The organism is Capnocytophaga cynodegmi DSM 19736 (assembly GCF_000379185.1).
Classification (GTDB): Bacteria; Bacteroidota; Bacteroidia; order Flavobacteriales; family Flavobacteriaceae; genus Capnocytophaga; species Capnocytophaga cynodegmi.
The window spans coordinates 225,558-243,403 of record NZ_KB900703.1 but is presented as its reverse complement, the minus strand read 5'-3'; the positions used below and the strand labels follow the sequence as shown (position 1 = coordinate 243,403).

The window sequence follows — 17,846 nt, the reverse complement described above, 5'->3', positions numbered from 1 at the left end:
AAATAACTATGAAAAAACATATTTTGCTAATTTTCTTTGTGGCTTTTTGTTGTTATAATTTTTATGCACAACAAAACAAAGATTCTATTGTAAAACATCTGTCTAACACCATAGAAAACAGCAAAATATACACAAATAGGAAAGAAGTAAAAATTAATTCTTTAAAAGAATTATTATCAGACAAAAGTTTGCCTACTTCCGAGATTTATCACATTCATTTGAAGCTCTATGAAGAATATCAGAAATACAAAGTAGATTCAGCTGTAACTTATCTTCTTAAAAATAAGAAAATCGCAACAACACTCAACGAACCTATTTTAAAGAATGAGGTAAATATCCTTCTTTCAAGGCTTTTCTCTATCAAAGGAATGTACGTTGAGGCGTTGGATTTGTTAAAATCTATCGATAAATCGGTTTTGAACCAGAAAATGCTATGTGAATACTACGATTCATATTACTCCTTTTATAGCCATTATGGGCAAAGCACCAACAACATTGATTATTTCAACCAAAGTGACCGATATCGCGATTCACTTTTACTCAATCTTCCATCTGAAAGTATCGAATTCGAGATAGAAAGTGCTATTAAAAACTTTTATACTCAGAAAAAAGAACTTTCGGAAAGCCAATTTCTAAATTTATTATCGAAAACCACCGATAAAAATCCAGAGAGAGCTTTAATTGCATACTTTTTAGGTAAAATTCATCAAGAAAAAGGCAATATTGATATGCAAGAGGCTTATTTTTCGGTTTCTGCAATTACAGATATTCAAAATGCAATCAAAAACAATGCTTCCTTGCAAAGTCTTGCTCTAACTCATTATGAAACAGGTAACCTTGATATGGCATATTTATTCATAAAAATGGCGATAGAAGATGCTATTTTCTGCAATGTACGCCACAGAGCCGAAGAAGGGACTTCATTTTACACCATTATTAACACTGCGTACCAACAAAAAGAAGAAAAACAAAAAAAAACACTACAGAAATATTTACTTCTAATCAGTATTTTATCCATAGCTTTAGTCGTCGCTTTAGGATATGTTTACAAACAAGTAAAGAAACTGATAAAAATACGTAAAGAGCTCCATTACAGCAACGAACAACTTGCAAAACTTAACGCCGACCTTTTGGAAATGAATCAAAATTTGCAAGAAGTAAATCACATCAAGGAACAATATATTGCTCATTTTTTCAGTTTGTGTTCGGCTTATATTGATAAAATTGAGAATTATCGAAAATTCCTGTACAAGAAAGCAAATCGAAATCAGTTTGACGAACTACTAAAACTACTGAAATCGAATACGATAGAAGAAAAAGAAATAGAAGAGTTGTATAAAAACTTGGATACAATTTTCCTAAGTATATATCCCAATTTTGTTGATGAGTTTAACAATCTGCTCTTAGATGATGAAAAAATAGTCCCCAAAAAAGGCGAATTGCTAAATACTGAATTACGAATTTTTGCACTAATTCGTTTAGGAATTACTGACAGCAACAAAATAGCCGAATTTTTGCGTTACTCGTTACGAACCGTCTACAACTACCGCACCAAAGTACGAAACAAAGCCAAGGGGGAACGCGATGAATTTGAAGAAAAAGTGAAAACCATTGGGCAATGGAACGTGAAATAATTTCGTTTTTCAAACTCTTACTGAAAGAAGAAAATTTACTAAAAAAGAATCGAAAACAATCGAAACAAGTCGAAAGAAAGTATGTTTCGACTTATTTTTTGCTCATATTTAAGTACTTTTTTTTATTACTTTAAAACCTTAAAAAACTAATAATCAGATAAATAATTTTTTAAATTAGTACTTTTGTATTGCAGAAAAATTTCATAGCATTTTTTTATAATAACTTTGAGGTTGAAAAAAGGAGTATACCTTTTTAAGCAAATGAAGATTAATAACTAATTTTATTATTTATGAAAGTACTAAAAAAATACGTATTGAGTTTCGTTTTGTTATTTAGTATTGTAATTTCACTTCAAGCACAAAACTACAGTCAGGTAACAGGAACGGTAAAAGATGGCTCAGGAGTACCTCTTCCTGGAGTTTCTGTAATCATAAAAGGAACTACAAAAGGTATTTCAACTGATTTTGACGGAAAATATGAACTAAAAGATGTCCCTCAGGGTGCTATACTGGAATTTTCTTACGTAGGCTTCAAAACTATTGATGTACGAGTTACAGGAACAATAGTTAACGTAAAAATGAGTGAGGAAATGCAAGAAATAGATGAAGTTATTGTTGTTGGTTATGGTACTCAGAAAAAAGGTGACGTAACCACTGCCATCACTTCTGTAAGCACAAAGGACATCGACCAGCGTCCTGTAACATCAGCTGCACAAGCTATTCAAGGACGAGCTGCTGGGGTTCAGGTGGTTCAGCCCAATGGGGCTCCAGGTGCAGGATTATCGGTTCGCATTCGCGGAAATACCTCTATTAGTGCTTCAAACGACCCGCTTTATGTGGTAGATGGCGTTCCTGTACAGGACATCAACAATATTGCTCCTACCGATATTCAGGATATGCAAATTTTGAAAGATGCGTCATCATCAGCTATCTATGGTTCACGTGCAGCTAACGGTGTAGTACTTATCACAACAAAGCAAGGAAGACAAGGAGAAGCGAAAGTGTCAATCAATTCTTATATTGGTATGTCGAACATTGCTAATAAGATTGAATCCCTTAATTATGCTCAATATAAAGAGTTGATGGACGAAACAAAAGCAGCGACTATTCCAAATGGATTGACTGATGTAACTGACTGGCACAAAGAGACGTACAGAACTGGATTCAACCGTAATTATCAAGTTTCAGTTTCGGACGCTAACGAAAGAACGAATTACTACCTTTCAGCAGGTTACACTAAAGATGACGGAATTATCCGTAGCTCATTCTTTGAAAGATACAATGTTCGTTTGAATTTAGAAAACAAAACCAAAAAATGGCTTACATTAGGAGCTAACATCTCCTACTCTGACTATTCATCAAATAATATTATCTCTGGACAAGGCTCAAACCGTGCGGGTGTAGTGCTTTCTGTTATAAATACTCCAACGTATGCCCCCATTTGGAGTGATAATCCGAAGCAATATTATAACAATTTTTATGGAGTAAACATCACCCATCCAGTTGAGAATATTTCTCGTAATGCAGACAATTCAACCAACAACAATCGTTTTGTTGGTAGTGGTTCAGCTACAATTCATTTTACAGATGCACTGAAGTTCAAATCAACTTTTGCTATTGATAGATTAGCTCATAAACACACAAGTTGGCTTGACCCAGAGGCAACAGCTTGGGGACGTCAAAACTTCGGAAGTGCTTCTGATGTTCGTTCAAACGTGACGTTACTAACTTTTGATAATCTTCTAACTTTTGACAAAAATTTCGGAAAACATTCATTATCATTATTGGCAGGTACCTCTGGAACAACTTCAAAATATGACGAAAGTGAAATAAGAGGTTCTCATTATGCTTCTTCAGATATCAAAACCTTGAATGCTGCCAATAAAATTGACCCTAATAGCACAAAAACGTATGCTTCACAATGGACAATGATGTCGTATTTAGGAAGAATTTCTTACAACTATGACGGAAAATATTTGTTGACGGCTAATTTCCGTGCCGATGGCTCTTCAAAATTAGCACCAGGCAAACGCTGGGGTTACTTCCCTTCAATTTCAGTAGGTTGGAGACTTTCTAAAGAAAATTTCTTGAACGATGTGGCTTGGCTTTCTGATTTAAAAATCCGTGGAGGTTGGGGTCAGGTAGGTAACCAAGCAGGTATCGGACCTTACGGACACTTATTGCTATATAGTATCACTCGAAAAGACTGGTGGGACAGCAACAATACGAACGCTCTTGTAACAATAAGCCCTACAAGCTTTTCAAATCCTGACTTAACTTGGGAAACTACTACGCAAAGTAACATTGGAATTGATATAGCATTGTTTAACAATCGTCTTGCTTTAACTGCAGATGCATATTTGAAAAGAACTACTGATTTGTTAATGAATGTACCGCTTCCTGCAACTTCACCTTATCCGTTTGTGTACAGAAACGAAGGTGAAATGACTAACAAAGGACTTGAATTTGGCATCAATAGTCGAAATTTTGTAGGTGAGGACTTCAATTGGAACACTTCCTTCAATATTTCTTTCAACAGAAATAAATTAGAAAAACTGACACTTCAGAAAGTATATTATTACGCTCGAACTTCTGAAAGAACTAATGAGTACGTAGTAAGAATGCAAGAAGGAATGCCTTTGGGACAATTTTGGGGACGCATTAGTGAAGGTGTAAACCCTGATACTGGAGATATCGTTTATCGTGATGTTAATGGCGATGGCAATGTTGACTCAAATGACAAAACATTTATTGGTGACCCAAATCCTGACTTCACTTTCGGTTTGACTAACGATTTTACTTACAAAAATTTCAGCTTAAATATCTTTCTACAAGGTTCCTACGGAAATGATATTTACAATGCTTCTCGCATTGAAATGGAAGGTATGTATGATGGTAAAAATCAATCAACAGCAGTACTAAATCGTTGGAGAACACCTGGTCAAATAACCGATATTCCTCGAGCTATTAGAGGAACAAATAATATCTTCGCTTCGTCACGTTGGGTGGAAGATGGTTCATACTTACGAGTAAAATCCGTAACACTTTCCTACAACGTACCAGTGCAAAGTTTAGAAAGATTGGGTATTCGAAAAATACAGCCTTATTTCACAGCACAGAACTTGTTGACCTTTACCAACTACAAAGGTTTCGACCCAGAAGTAAACCAATTTACAGGAAATGAACCTATTTTCGGTATTGATTGGGGAACTTATCCACAAACGAAAACCTTTATCTTCGGACTTAATGTAGAATTTTAAAACTTGATTACAATGAAAAAATATATATCACCTTTTTTTGCATCAGTTATGTTACTTACTGCTTGCAATTTAGATCAAGATCCTCTTGCCGACTACAGTCAAGTTACGGTAGGTGGTAATACTGGGACAACCAACTTTACCACTAAAACCGAAATGCAAGCCGCCTATGACAATATGTACACTTACATCAAAAATAACGGACAGGAGTTTTGGGGTCTTGACTTTGAAGTAAATTCTGAAACACGTTCTGACAATGCGTACGCAGGGTCAACCGATTTTCCTGTAGTAGCCGTTGAACGAAATATACAAGATGCTTCTAATGGTAACATAACAAGAGATTGGAAGGGGTATCTAGCGGCTGTATCTCGTGCAAATATTATCATCGCAAATGTTGATAAGGTACCTGACACTTCCCTTACCGAGTTAGAACGAAAACAATGGAAAGCCGAAGCTCAGATTCTTCGTGCGTGGATGTACTATGATATGGTTCGTCTTTGGGGCGAAGTACCTTTGTTACCTGCCGTAAATGTACCTTCAATAGCTTCTTTCGACGAAGTAAATGAATTGCTTTATCGTGAACGAAATTCCGTTCAGGAAGTTTATAACGACATTATCAAAAACTTAGAAGAAGCCGTTCAGAATGCTCCTGCTATCAATAGTTCAAACAAATTTTTGTTGAGTAGTGCTGTAGCCAATGCACTTTTAGCCAAAGTATATGCAGAGATTCCAGTTCGTGATTACGCTAAAACCATCGCTCATTGTGATGCTGTTATCGCCAACGGATTTTCATTATTACCCGATTATGCTGATTTATTTCAACTTAATGAAGCTAAAAATGATGTAAAAGTTCGTAATTCTGCTGAATCTATTTTCGAGATTTCCTACCAAGGGGCTTATATGTGGGTTGGAGGTATTGTTGGCAAAAATTACCTGAACCCGAAGGATAAAATCTCTTGGGCAAGATGGGTAGCTCCTTCACGTGATTTAATTGCTGATTTTGACTCCGAAGGCGATGTTATTCGAAAATCGCAATCTATTGTGTATGAAGAAGTATCTTATGATCATTACTATCCTAAAGAAAATTATCCTTTTGTGTATAAACTTCGTTCTAACTTAAATAGTATCATCAAGTTACGCTTAGCGGATATCTTGCTTTTAAAAGCTGAAGCCTTAGTTGCTACAGGAAACTTAAATGATGCAGCTACCTTAGTAAATCAAGTACGTGCCAGAGTGAAATTACCTGCTCTTCCTGCAAATGTAACGTCTTCTTCTGATGCAATGATGGCTGCGGTTATGAAAGAACGCCGTTTGGAATTGGCTTTCGAAGGACATCGCTGGTTTGATCTTTTACGTTCAGGAAAAGTGGTTGAAATAATGAATTCTCTTAATTCACGAGACCCAAAACGTTTGACTATGAAGCCTTTCACAGAACAAACTACGTTATATCCTGTACCTCAATCCGAGATTGAAGCTAATCCAAAATTAACTCAAAATCCTGGATATTAAACAGATGACACGCATTTCTCTATCATATATAGTTCTTGGAATTTGGGCAGTAACCTCGTGTACTGCCCAAAAGTCCAATTCGCCTGAAACTGATAATGAAAGTGTTACAGTTTTAATCACCACAGCAAATAGCGAAAAGAGTTTTCATAAGGAAGAAATCAATTTGGTGATGAATGACGCCCAAACAAAGGCTGATATTACGCTAAATCCTTCCGAAAAGTATCAGTCTATCTACGGATTTGGGTCAGCGATAACGGGGTCAACTTGCTACAATCTACTGAAAATGAAACCTTCCGACAGAACTACTTTCTTAAAAGAAACATTCTCAACCACTGAAGGTTTAGGGCAAAGTTATGTGCGAATTTCTATCGGTTGCTCCGACTTCTCAATGAGTGAATATACCCTTTGTGACAAAGAAGGAATTGAAAATTTCGCTTTACAATCCGAAGAAAAAGAATACGTAATCCCTATTCTGAAAGAAATTTTAACCATAAATCCTGACGTTAAAATCATCGGTTCGCCTTGGACACCACCACGTTGGATGAAGGTAAACAACCTGAAGGATTTAAAACCCCATTATGAATGGACTAGTGGTCACCTCAACCCAAAACACTATGATGATTACGCATTATACTTCGTGAAGTGGCTTCAAGCAATGAAAAGTCACGGCATTGAAGTTGATGCAGTTACCATTCAGAATGAACCACTTAACAGAGGAAATTCTGCTTCACTATTTATGGGTTGGCAAGAACAGTTGGATTTCATAAAAAAATCGTTAGGGAAACGTTTCAAACAAGAAGGAATCACGACCAAAATTTACCTGTTCGACCATAACTTCAACTACGACAATATGGCAGACCAGAAGGATTATCCGCTCCATATTTACAGCGACAAAGAAGCATCGAGTTACATTGCAGGAGCTGCCTATCACAATTATGGAGGGCATTACGATGAACTTCAAAAAATACATTTAGCACAGCCCGATAAAGAACTCATTTTCACCGAAACTTCTATCGGAGAATGGAACGACGGACGAAATTTATCAGCACGTTTGTTAGATGATATGGAGCATATTGGCATCGGAATCCTCAATAATTGGGGAAAAGCCGTTATTGTTTGGAATTTGATGCTCGACGAAAAAGGTGCTCCCAATCGGGAAGGAGGTTGTAAAACTTGCTACGGAGCGGTCGATATTTCATCAAGTGATTACAAAACCATCACCAAAAACTCACATTATTATGTTATTGGGCATTTGTCATCGGTTATAAAACCCAATGCCGTGCGTATTCAATCGCAAACCAATAACAAAAACATTTTGTGTACAAGTTTCAAAAATTCTGACGGAAGTTACGCTTTAGTACTTCTAAATAGAGCTTCTTCCGATGAAGAAATTACAATAAATGATAACAAAAAACATTTTAAATATAGTATTCCGGCACGTAGTGTGGCATCTTTTTTATGGAATAATTAAAGTAAAAATTTAAACTAATGAAGAAAATATTTTTAATCATAACGTTTTTAATTTCAATCATTTCTTGGAGTCAAACCACAACTATCAAAACAAAAATTCCTTTCAAGCAATCCGATGAAACTGCTTGGATTAAACGTTATCAGCACGACATTGATAAATACAAAAAAGAAAACAAAAATTTACCCAATAAACAATGTGATGTACTTTTTCTGGGAAGTTCGTCCATAAACCTCTGGAAAACAATCTATGAGGATTTTGCTCCATTGAAAGTTATTCGTCGTTCGTACGGAGGTTCTACGCTTCGTGATATGATTTACAATTACAAAGTGATTGCCAAAGGATACAATCCTAAGAAAATTCTGCTTTATGTTGAAAATGACTTAGGGTCTCACAAAGAAGGAGTTTCAGCGGTAAAATGTTTTGATTTATTCCGAATTTTTATCGCAAAACTCAAAAAAGATTATCCAAATTCATCGCTTTACGTGGTTTCATTGAAGCCATCTGAACATAAAGCCGACCAAATCAAAGACCAACTTTTAGTAAATAGTTTTCTGGAAGCCAATGCTAAAGAACAAAATTACACTTACATTGATATTACAAAAGTGATGTACGATACCGAAGGAAATTTACGACAAGATATTTTCGTAGAAGACAAATTACATCTCAACGCCGAAGGATATCGGCTTTGGACAGAAGTAATTAAGCCTTATTTAATAAAATAAAGAATGAATTTTTTTCATAATTAGTGTAAAATTTAGGGTTAGTAGTCCCAGTGATGTAAGAGTAAGGACTTATCTTTAAGTTCTTCTCTTGCAGAACTGGCAAAAAAATGTATGCAAAAAATGTATTAAAATATTCTCAAAATGAAAAAGATAACTATAAAAACGATTTTTCTTTTTTGTGCGATAGGATTTCTTTCTGCTCAAGAAAAATCACCTATTTATTTAGATAATTCACAACCTATAGAAAAACGAGTGGAAGATGCTCTTTCACGAATGACGTTGGAAGAAAAAGTGGCGATGTGTCACGCACAATCCAAATTCAGTTCCCCAGGGGTACCACGATTGGGAATCCCTGAGAATTGGATGACCGACGGGCCACACGGCATTCGCCCTGAAGTGCTTTGGGACGAATGGAATCAAGCGGGTTGGACAAACGATGCCTGTACAGCTTTCCCTGCCTTAACCTGCCTTGCTGCTTCGTGGAATCCTGAAATGAGTTTACTCTACGGAAAAGCCATCGGGGAAGAAGCCCGTTACCGAAATAAAAATGTGCTTTTAGGTCCTGGTGTAAACATCTATCGTACACCACTAAACGGACGTAATTTTGAATATATGGGCGAAGACCCTTACCTCGCTTCAAAAATGGTAGTTCCTTATATTCAAGGAGTTCAGTCCAACGGGGTGGCTGCCTGTGTAAAACACTTCGCTCTTAATAATCAGGAAATCAATCGCCATACGGTGAATGTCAAGCTAAGCGACCGTGCTTTGTACGAAATTTATCTTCCTGCCTTCAAAGCTGCTGTTCAGGAAGGAAAAACGTGGTCAATTATGGGAGCTTACAACAAATACAAAGACCAATGGACAAGTCAGAATAAATATCTTCTTGTTGATATTCTTCGAAATGAATGGGGATTTGACGGAGCGGTAGTATCCGATTGGGGAGCTGTAAACAACACCGACCACGCTGCACATCACGGCTTAGATATGGAATTTGGTACTTGGACAGACGGGCTTACAGAAAACAAAGCTAACGCCTACGACCATTACTATCTGGCGCAACCTTTTCTACAGAAATTAAAATCAGGAGAAATCAAAGAAGAGGTTGTTAATGAAAAAGTTAGAAATATTTTGCGTTTGGTGTTCCGCACCAATATGGCTCCAAATCGTCCGTTTGGTTCGTTCGCTTCGCCTGAACATTTTGCCGTAGCTCGAAAAATCGGTCAGGAAGGAATCGTTTTACTAAAAAATGAAGGAAATGTATTGCCTTTAGACTTGAAAAAAGCTAAAAAAATCGCCATCATTGGTGAAAATGCCATTAAAGTGATGACCGTTGGTGGCGGAAGTTCTTCTTTGAAAGCTGTTCACGAAATTCTTCCTTTCGACGGAATAAAAAAGCGCATTGGTAACGAGGCAGAAGTTGTTTTTGCAAGAGGCTATGCCAGTGACGATTACAAAGACCAAGACGGACTTAGTGCAGGACAAAACATTACAGACAAACGCCCTGCCTCTGAAATGATTGCCGAAGCTGTAAATGTAGCTAAAAGTGCAGATTATGTGATTTTCATCGGTGGATTAAACAAACACGATGGACAAGATTGCGAAGGAAATGACCGAAAATCTTACGGATTACCTTATGGGCAGGATGCTGTGATTAGTGCTTTGGCAAAAGCCAACAAAAACCTAATCGTAGTAATGATTTCAGGAAATGCTGTGGCAATGCCTTGGGTAAACGAAGTTCCAGCAATTGTGCAAAATTGGTACTTAGGTTCAGAAGCAGGAAATGCCTTAGCAGATATTTTGGCGGGTGATGTTAATCCTTCTGGTAAACTTCCTTTTACATTTCCTGTAAAATTACAAGATAATGGAGCTCACGCTATGGGCGAATACCCTGGAGGCGAGAATGAAACATACCACGAAGGAATTTTAGTAGGTTACCGCTGGGCAGACACCAAAAAAATCAAGCCACTATTTGCTTTCGGACACGGACTTTCCTACACCACATTTGAGTACGGAAAAGTGTCTGCCGACAAAAAAACAATGTCAGCCAATGATAAAATAACTTTCTCTGTTAGTGTGAAAAACACAGGAAATAGAGACGGAGCCGAAGTAGTTCAATTATACATTCGCGATGTAAAATCATCTGTGATGCGTCCGTACAAAGAACTCAAAGGCTTTGAAAAAGTGTATTTGAAAGCAGGGGAAAGCAAAGTAGTGAAATTTACTATCGACAAAGAAGCTCTTTCTTTCTTCGATGAGAAAAAACACGATTGGGTAGCCGAAAAAGGTGAATTTGAAGCCTTTATAGGAAGTTCATCAGCTGATATCAAAACAAGAATTACCTTCTCTCTGCAATAATCTCTTATAGCATTCTAACTTCTGTACAACCCGAAGATTTTTTATTTTCGGGTTGTCTTTTTACGTAAATCTCTGTTATCTTTGCAAAAGAATAATTCTTTTCAAACCAAAAATGAAACTTGAGGAACGCATTTTTTCTATTAAAACAAATAAAGAATTTGATGAAATATCTTTAGAAATATTTGATTATCAATTCAAAAACAATGAAGTATACAAAGAATTCTGTTCTTATTTAAAAAAGAATCCTGCCAATGTGCATTCTGTTTATGACATTCCTTTCTTACCTATTGAATTTTTTAAATCGAAACGAATTTTTTGCGGAAAGAACACAGAACAACAAATATTTACAAGTAGCGGAACCACAGGTAGTAACACTTCCAAACATTTTGTGAAAGATATTTCTGTTTACGAAAAAAGTTTCCGGAAAGGATTTGAATTATTCTACGGAAAGCCATCAGAATATGTAATTTTGGCTCTTCTTCCCTCCTATTTGGAACGGTCTGGTTCTTCGTTAATTTATATGGTGGAAGACCTCATCAAGCAATCAAACAACACAAATAGCGGATTCTATCTGTACGAATTGGACAAATTAGCTGAAATTCTTGATGATTTAGACGAAAAAGGACAGAAAACATTACTAATAGGCGTTTCCTTTGCGTTGTTGGATTTGACTGAAAAACATCAATTTCAATTGAAAAACACAATTGTAATGGAAACTGGCGGAATGAAAGGACGCCGAAAGGAACTTATCAGAGAGGAATTACATCGAATTTTGTGTGATGGATTTGGCACACAACAGATTCATTCTGAATACGGAATGACAGAATTACTTTCGCAAGGATACTCCTCTGGAAAAGGCATTTTCAAAACCGTTCCTTGGCTTAAAATTCTAATTCGAGATACCAACGATGCTTTATCTTTCCTCCCAAATGGAAAAAGTGGTGGTGTGAACATCATCGACTTAGCCAATATACATTCGTGTAGTTTCATTGCTACCCAAGATTTAGGAAAGGTGTACAACGACAACACGTTTGAAATTTTAGGAAGATTTGACAATGCTGATATAAGAGGTTGTAACTTATTGGTTATGTAAACTTTGAAGTTTATTTTTTACCTCTAAAATTACTTTCGGAGAATTCCCCACAAAAACCTGATTATCAATAATTATGACAGGACGAATCAAAAAAGTGTAGTGTTCCAAAATTAGATTTCTGTAATCATTTTCAGTAAGATTTTGGTCTTTTAAATTTCGCTGCTTATAAAGTTGTGAACGTTTATTAAAAAGTTTTTCATAGCTTCCAATAGTATTTTTCAGAAAGTCAAGCTCACTTTCCGAAATTGGATTCTTTTTAATATCTTGTAAATGAATATCTTTAGGAAGTTCTAATTCTTTTAAGATTCGTTTGCAAGTATCGCAAGTGCTGAGGTAGTATATTTTATTCAAAACGACTGATTTTAAAATAATAATTCATTTAAAAAGACTCTTTCAGATATATCAACATTTGTTTAACACGCTCCAATTTTTCAACAATTTCGTAGTTGGAAAATGTTTTTTGTGTATTTTCTTGAAGTTTTTGTCTGGCTCCTTCCAAAGTATGTCCTTGCTCTTTTACCAAATGATAGATTAGTTGCAATTTCCTCACATCATCGGGGGAAAACTTTCGGCTTCCTTTGGCATTTTTTTTAGGATTTATAATTTCAAATTCTTTTTCCCAAAACCTTATTAAAGAAGCATTTACATCGAAAGCTTTTGCAACCTCACCTATGGTGTAATACAATTTATCAGGTAAATTAATTTCCATTTGTTAATCCATCGATTGATTTTCTTGTGTAGAAACACGAATCATTTCAGCGTACTCATCTGGAGTTAAATTTCCGTAATAGAAATGAATTGGGTTGATGTGTTCTCCATCTTTGATGATTTCGTAATGCAAGTGCGGAGCCTGTGAACGTCCCGTATTTCCCACAGTACCAATCATATCCCCTCTCTTAACTTTCTGACCAACTTTCACTTTGTATTCGTGCAAATGAGCGTATAGAGTCACATAACCATAGCCGTGGTCAATACGCACGTGCTTTCCGTAACCCGAAGAGGCATCATCAGCACGAAAAACCACCCCATCGCCCGAAGCATAAATGGGTGTCCCTTGCGGAGCTGTAAAATCCATTCCGTTGTGAAATTTACGAGCTTTGGTAAACGGGTCGTTACGCCAACCAAACCCAGATGCCATTCTGGTTAAATCTTTATTATCAACGGGTTGTATCGCAGGAATTGAAGACAAGAATTTTTCTTTTTCTTTGGATAAATCGGCTATTTCATCTAACGATTTTGACTGAACAACCAATTGTTTTTGAAGTATTTCAAGTCGTTTCGTTGTGCTAATAATTAACTTCGAATTATCGTAATTTTCCAGATGTTCATACCGATTTACACCGCCAAACCCACTGCGTCTTTGTTCTTCTGGAATAGGTGCTGCCTCAAAATAGAGCCGATACATATTGTTATCGCGTTCTTGGATATTTGCCAAAACCTCCTCCATATGCTCCATTTTCTTGTTTAAAATCTGAAAATTGGTTTCATATTGCTTTATTTCTCGTTGTAAGGAAACTTCTCGAGGAGTGTAAAGAAACCGCGTATTGACCATCAAAAACATTGCAATACCTCCAAAAAGCGCCGAAGCCGTCAAAAAAAGAAGGACATTCCGAACTTTGGTGCGTTTCCTACTGATAATTCGCTTGTAGGAAAGTGTTTCTGGGTCGTAATAATATTTAATTTTTTTCATCTTTCTTAGTCGTGATGCAAATTCAACAATCTGTTTATGCTAAAAAACATATCAAGATTAGGCAAAGGTAAAAAAATTTTTTTAAGAAATTAAAGATTTGTTTTCCAAAAGAAATGTTCATCACCTAAATTTTAAAGAATTTAATATCAAACATATTTAAAGATTTTTGTGTAGTTTTGTCAAATATAAAAGCGACAAATTTCCACAATGAGACTAATAATTTATTTATTCATCATTATGTTATTATCATTTCTTTTAAAATCTTGTTCTAAAGAAAATATCAGCAATGAAACCACAGAAACAATAGCCCCCAACCTTTCTGATAACCAAGCCTCTGAACAAACTCAAGCCTTATACAAATATCTTCGCTCCATATATGGAAAAAAGATACTTTCTTCAACAATGGCAAACGTTAATTGGAACACAAAGGAAGCCGAAAACGTTTACAAACTCACTGGAAAATACCCTGCGATGAACTGCTTCGATTTCATTCATATTCACCATTCTCCCTCGGATTGGATTGATTATTCGAATATTACTCCCGTAAAAGACTGGGCAAATGCAGGAGGAATTGTTGCTCTTATGTGGCATTTTTATGTCCCCACATCTGAAAACTCTGAAACTTACACTTACAAAGCGGATACCAAGTTCAAAATTTCTAATATTTTTCTATCAAACACTTGGGAGAGTCATTTTTTCCACGAACAACTGGATAAAGTCTGTAGTACATTACTCAAATTACAATCTGCAAACATACCTGCTCTATGGCGACCTTTCCACGAAGCATCTGGGGCTTGGTTTTGGTGGGGAAAAGAAGGTGCAGAAATGTACGTCCGTTTGTGGAAATACGCATACAATTATCTTCAGAACAAAGGAATCCACAACCTGATATGGGTTTGGACTACCGAAAAGAGTTATGATTATAATTGGTACCCAGGCGACGACTATGTCGATATCATAGGAAAAGATCTTTATGGGAAGAATGCTTCTCAAAATCACAGCAATTGGTTGCAAATAAAAAATTCACATACAAAAAAAATGATAAGCCTTAGCGAATGTGGAAATTTACTGGCTGGAAGAACAATCATTAAAAAACAAGCTTCAATTGAAGAGCAATGGACAAATGGCACACGTTGGCTTTACTTTATGCCTTGGTATGACTATCTTTTCAATGAAGGTAAAGAAGCAGTAAATGTGAGATGTAGCGACGACTTCTGGATTAATGCTATGTCGCAACCTTATGTAATTAGCCGACAGGATATATAAAAGCAAGTAAAATCAATCTTTATTTAGCCTCAGTTTCATCAAATCATTTTGTTGAATTACAAAATAATTTGTAAATAATTTCTATTTTTGCACGAAAAATCAAGACATTTAAAAAAAACACATGTAAATTTATGACTTCACAAGAAATCAGAAAGCAATTTTTGAAATTTTTTGAGGGCAAAGGGCATCTGATTGTACCTTCTGCACCTATGGTTATCAAAAACGACCCCACACTGATGTTCACCAATGCAGGTATGAACCAATTCAAAGAATATTTTTTAGGTAATGGAAAACCCAAAAGTAAACGTATCGCCGATACTCAAAAATGTCTTCGCGTATCTGGAAAACACAATGATTTAGAAGAAGTTGGGAAAGACACCTACCATCACACAATGTTTGAGATGCTGGGCAACTGGTCATTTGGCGATTATTTCAAAAAAGAAGCGATTGCGTGGGCGTGGGAATTGCTAACTGAAGTCTACAAAATTCCAAAGAAAAACTTATACGTAACTGTTTTTGAAGGAAGTAAAGAAGACAATGTTCCTTTCGACCAAGAATCATTCGATATTTGGAAAGGACTCATCACTGAAGACCGCATTCTTCTTGGAAATAAAAAAGACAATTTCTGGGAGATGGGCGATCAAGGTCCGTGTGGTCCGTGTACTGAAATCCACGTGGATTTACGTTCGGAAAGCGAGAAAAGCAAAATTTCGGGGCGTGATTTGGTCAATCAAGACCACCCTCAGGTCATCGAAATATGGAATAATGTGTTTATGGAGTTCAATCGCAAAGCCGACGGCTCACTCGAAAAGTTACCTGCTCAGCACGTGGATACAGGAATGGGCTTCGAGCGACTTTGTATGGTTTTGCAAGGCGTGCAATCTAACTACGATACCGATGTCTTTACTCCTATTATTCAACGAATTGAAGAAATCACACAACACAAATACATCAAAGGAAATAATGTTTCCGCTGAGGAAGACCAAATCAATATTGCCATTCGTGTAATTGCCGACCATATTCGTGCCGTTTCTTTCGCCATTGCCGACGGACAGCTACCTTCCAACAACGGAGCAGGTTATGTTATTCGTCGTATTTTGCGTCGTGCTATCCGATATGGTTTCACTTTCTTAAATCAAAAAGAGCCTTTCATCTACAAATTGGTAGAAACTTTAGCCTTACAGATGGGTGAAGTTTTCCCAGAGATTGAAAAACAGCAAGTTTTGGTAGAAAATGTCATCAAAGAAGAAGAAGCCTCTTTTTTGCGTACTTTAGAACAAGGATTGTTGATGCTTGATGTGATGATAAACAATATTTCGGACAATCAACTTTCTGGAAGCAAGGCTTTTGAGCTTTACGATACTTACGGATTTCCCATCGACCTTACGGCTCTCATTCTTTCTGAAAAAGGATTAACGCTGGATGAAAAAGGCTTTGAGGAAAATCTTCAAAAACAAAAAGAACGTTCCCGAGCTGCTGCACAGGTAAAAGCCGATGATTGGGTAATTTTACGTGACGATGAAGAAGAGGAATTCATTGGCTATGACACGTTGGAGGCTATCGTTCGTTTGGTAAAATATCGGAAAGTAGAAAGCCAAAAAGATGGAACTTTCTATCAATTGGTTTTCAATGTAACGCCTTTTTACCCAGAAGGAGGAGGACAAGCAGGTGATAAAGGTACGTTACAATCGGCAAATGGTGGTATTACCTATATTGTTGATACTAAGAAAGAAAACAACCTGATTATCCATATTTCTGAGACTTTGCCAGATAATCTCAACGACCCTTTCAAAGCGGAAGTACATCCGTTAGGAAGAGCCTTTACACAAGCAAACCACTCAGCGACACACCTTTTGCATCAAGCACTTCGCGAGGTTTTAGGAACGCACGTGGAGCAAAAAGGTTCGTTGGTCGATTTAAAACATCTTCGCTTTGACTTTTCTCATTTTCAGAAACTTACTCAAGAGGAAATCACAGAGATTGAAAGACGTGTCAATGAGCGAATTCAGCAAAAAATAGACTTGCAGGAACACCGCAACATTCCTATACAACAAGCGATGGATGCTGGAGCGATGGCTCTTTTTGGAGAAAAATATGGCGATAAGGTTCGTATGATTCAGTTTGGCGAAAGCAAAGAGCTTTGTGGAGGAACACACGTGAAAAATACGGTAGATATTTGGTATTTTAAAATTCTGTCGGAAGGAGCAGTAGCTTCAGGAATTCGCCGAATTGAAGCCATTACGCAAGAAGCAGCTTTGGCGTACTTCAAAGAACAGGAAGCCATAGTAAGCCGACTTAGTCAATTAGTGAAAAACGCACAAGACCCGCTTAAAGCTGTTGAAAATCTGCAAGAAGAAAACAATCGTCTGCAAAAAGAACTTGAAAATTTAAAGAAAGAACAAGCTAAAAACCTCAAATCTAACCTAAAAAATGAATTTAAGGAGGTAAACGGAATAGCTTTTCTGTCGCAAAAAGTGAATTTAGACGTTGCCAATTTAAAAGACCTTGCTTTCCAATTAGGAAATGAAGTGCCCAACGCCTTTATTTTATTTGGTTCTGAGCAAGAAGACGGCAAAGCTCTGTTATTGTGCTACATATCCAAAGATTTAGTCTCTGAAAAAGGATTAGATGCAGGGAAAGTAGTTCGCGAGTTGGGCAAATACATTCACGGAGGCGGAGGCGGACAACCTTTCTTTGCCACAGCAGGGGGTAAAAATCCAGCAGGTATTGATGAGGCTTTAAGAGAAGTTGAAAACTACATAAAATAGAGTTTAAATCAAACAAAAACACGAGATAAAATCTCGTGTTTTTGTTTTTAAATATTTACCTCTTATAAAAATAATAATTAC

General features: G+C 36.6%; 12 protein-coding genes. 9 read left to right on the top strand and 3 right to left on the bottom strand.

Annotated elements, in window-relative coordinates; translation table 11 throughout:
- Positions 1 to 8 precede the first annotated feature (8 nt).
- The 7 genes from YW9_RS0101050 (at position 9) to YW9_RS0101015 (ending at position 12,041) form a co-directional block, all read left to right on the top strand.
- On the top strand, positions 9 to 1,634 hold the full coding sequence (locus YW9_RS0101050) for a DUF6377 domain-containing protein (RefSeq protein ID WP_018278322.1): 1,626 nt from the start codon (positions 9 to 11) through the stop codon (positions 1,632 to 1,634).
- A 290-nt stretch (positions 1,635 to 1,924) separates the two neighbouring features.
- The gene (locus tag YW9_RS0101040; protein ID WP_018278320.1) at positions 1,925 to 4,894 is read left to right on the top strand and encodes a SusC/RagA family TonB-linked outer membrane protein; all 2,970 of its coding nucleotides are present in this window, start codon (positions 1,925 to 1,927) and stop codon (positions 4,892 to 4,894) included.
- Between the two features lie 12 nt (positions 4,895 to 4,906).
- Positions 4,907 to 6,400, top strand: a complete 1,494-nt coding sequence (locus YW9_RS0101035) for a RagB/SusD family nutrient uptake outer membrane protein (RefSeq protein WP_026193712.1) — start codon at positions 4,907 to 4,909, stop codon at positions 6,398 to 6,400.
- A gap of 4 nt (positions 6,401 to 6,404) precedes the next feature.
- A complete protein-coding gene (locus YW9_RS0101030) occupies positions 6,405 to 7,871 on the top strand; it encodes a glycoside hydrolase family 30 protein (RefSeq protein WP_018278318.1) in 1,467 nt (488 codons plus the stop codon).
- 17 nt (positions 7,872 to 7,888) lie between these two features.
- Entirely contained in the window at positions 7,889 to 8,593 is a 705-nt protein-coding gene (locus YW9_RS0101025; protein ID WP_018278317.1) for an SGNH/GDSL hydrolase family protein, read from the top strand.
- A 141-nt stretch (positions 8,594 to 8,734) separates the two neighbouring features.
- The gene (locus tag YW9_RS0101020; RefSeq protein WP_018278316.1) at positions 8,735 to 10,948 is read left to right on the top strand and encodes a glycoside hydrolase family 3 C-terminal domain-containing protein; all 2,214 of its coding nucleotides are present in this window, start codon (positions 8,735 to 8,737) and stop codon (positions 10,946 to 10,948) included.
- 112 nt (positions 10,949 to 11,060) lie between these two features.
- Positions 11,061 to 12,041: a LuxE/PaaK family acyltransferase gene (locus tag YW9_RS0101015; protein WP_018278315.1), complete on the top strand. Its 981-nt coding sequence runs from the start codon at positions 11,061 to 11,063 to the stop codon at positions 12,039 to 12,041.
- Here the strand turns inward: YW9_RS0101015 and YW9_RS0101010 are convergent.
- The 3 genes from YW9_RS0101010 to YW9_RS0101000 are packed head-to-tail and all read right to left on the bottom strand — an operon-like array spanning position 12,027 to position 13,731.
- A complete protein-coding gene (locus tag YW9_RS0101010) occupies positions 12,027 to 12,392 on the bottom strand; it encodes an arsenate reductase family protein (RefSeq protein ID WP_018278314.1) in 366 nt (121 codons plus the stop codon). The genes YW9_RS0101015 and YW9_RS0101010 overlap by 15 nt on opposite strands.
- A 28-nt stretch (positions 12,393 to 12,420) precedes the next feature.
- Positions 12,421 to 12,750 (bottom strand): MerR family transcriptional regulator, encoded by a 330-nt coding sequence (locus YW9_RS0101005; RefSeq protein ID WP_018278313.1) that lies wholly within the window; start codon positions 12,748 to 12,750, stop codon positions 12,421 to 12,423.
- Positions 12,751 to 12,753: 3 nt separating this feature from the next.
- A complete protein-coding gene (locus YW9_RS0101000; RefSeq protein ID WP_018278312.1) occupies positions 12,754 to 13,731 on the bottom strand; it encodes a M23 family metallopeptidase in 978 nt (325 codons plus the stop codon).
- Positions 13,732 to 13,938: 207 nt separating this feature from the next.
- Between YW9_RS0101000 and YW9_RS12345 the strand changes: the two genes are divergently transcribed.
- Together YW9_RS12345 and alaS are read left to right on the top strand one after the other, a co-directional pair.
- The gene (locus tag YW9_RS12345; protein WP_081615879.1) at positions 13,939 to 14,997 is read left to right on the top strand and encodes a glycosyl hydrolase; all 1,059 of its coding nucleotides are present in this window, start codon (positions 13,939 to 13,941) and stop codon (positions 14,995 to 14,997) included.
- Positions 14,998 to 15,128: 131 nt separating this feature from the next.
- The gene (alaS, locus tag YW9_RS0100990) at positions 15,129 to 17,765 is read left to right on the top strand and encodes an alanine--tRNA ligase (RefSeq protein ID WP_018278310.1); all 2,637 of its coding nucleotides are present in this window, start codon (positions 15,129 to 15,131) and stop codon (positions 17,763 to 17,765) included.
- Positions 17,766 to 17,846: the final 81 nt, after the last annotated feature.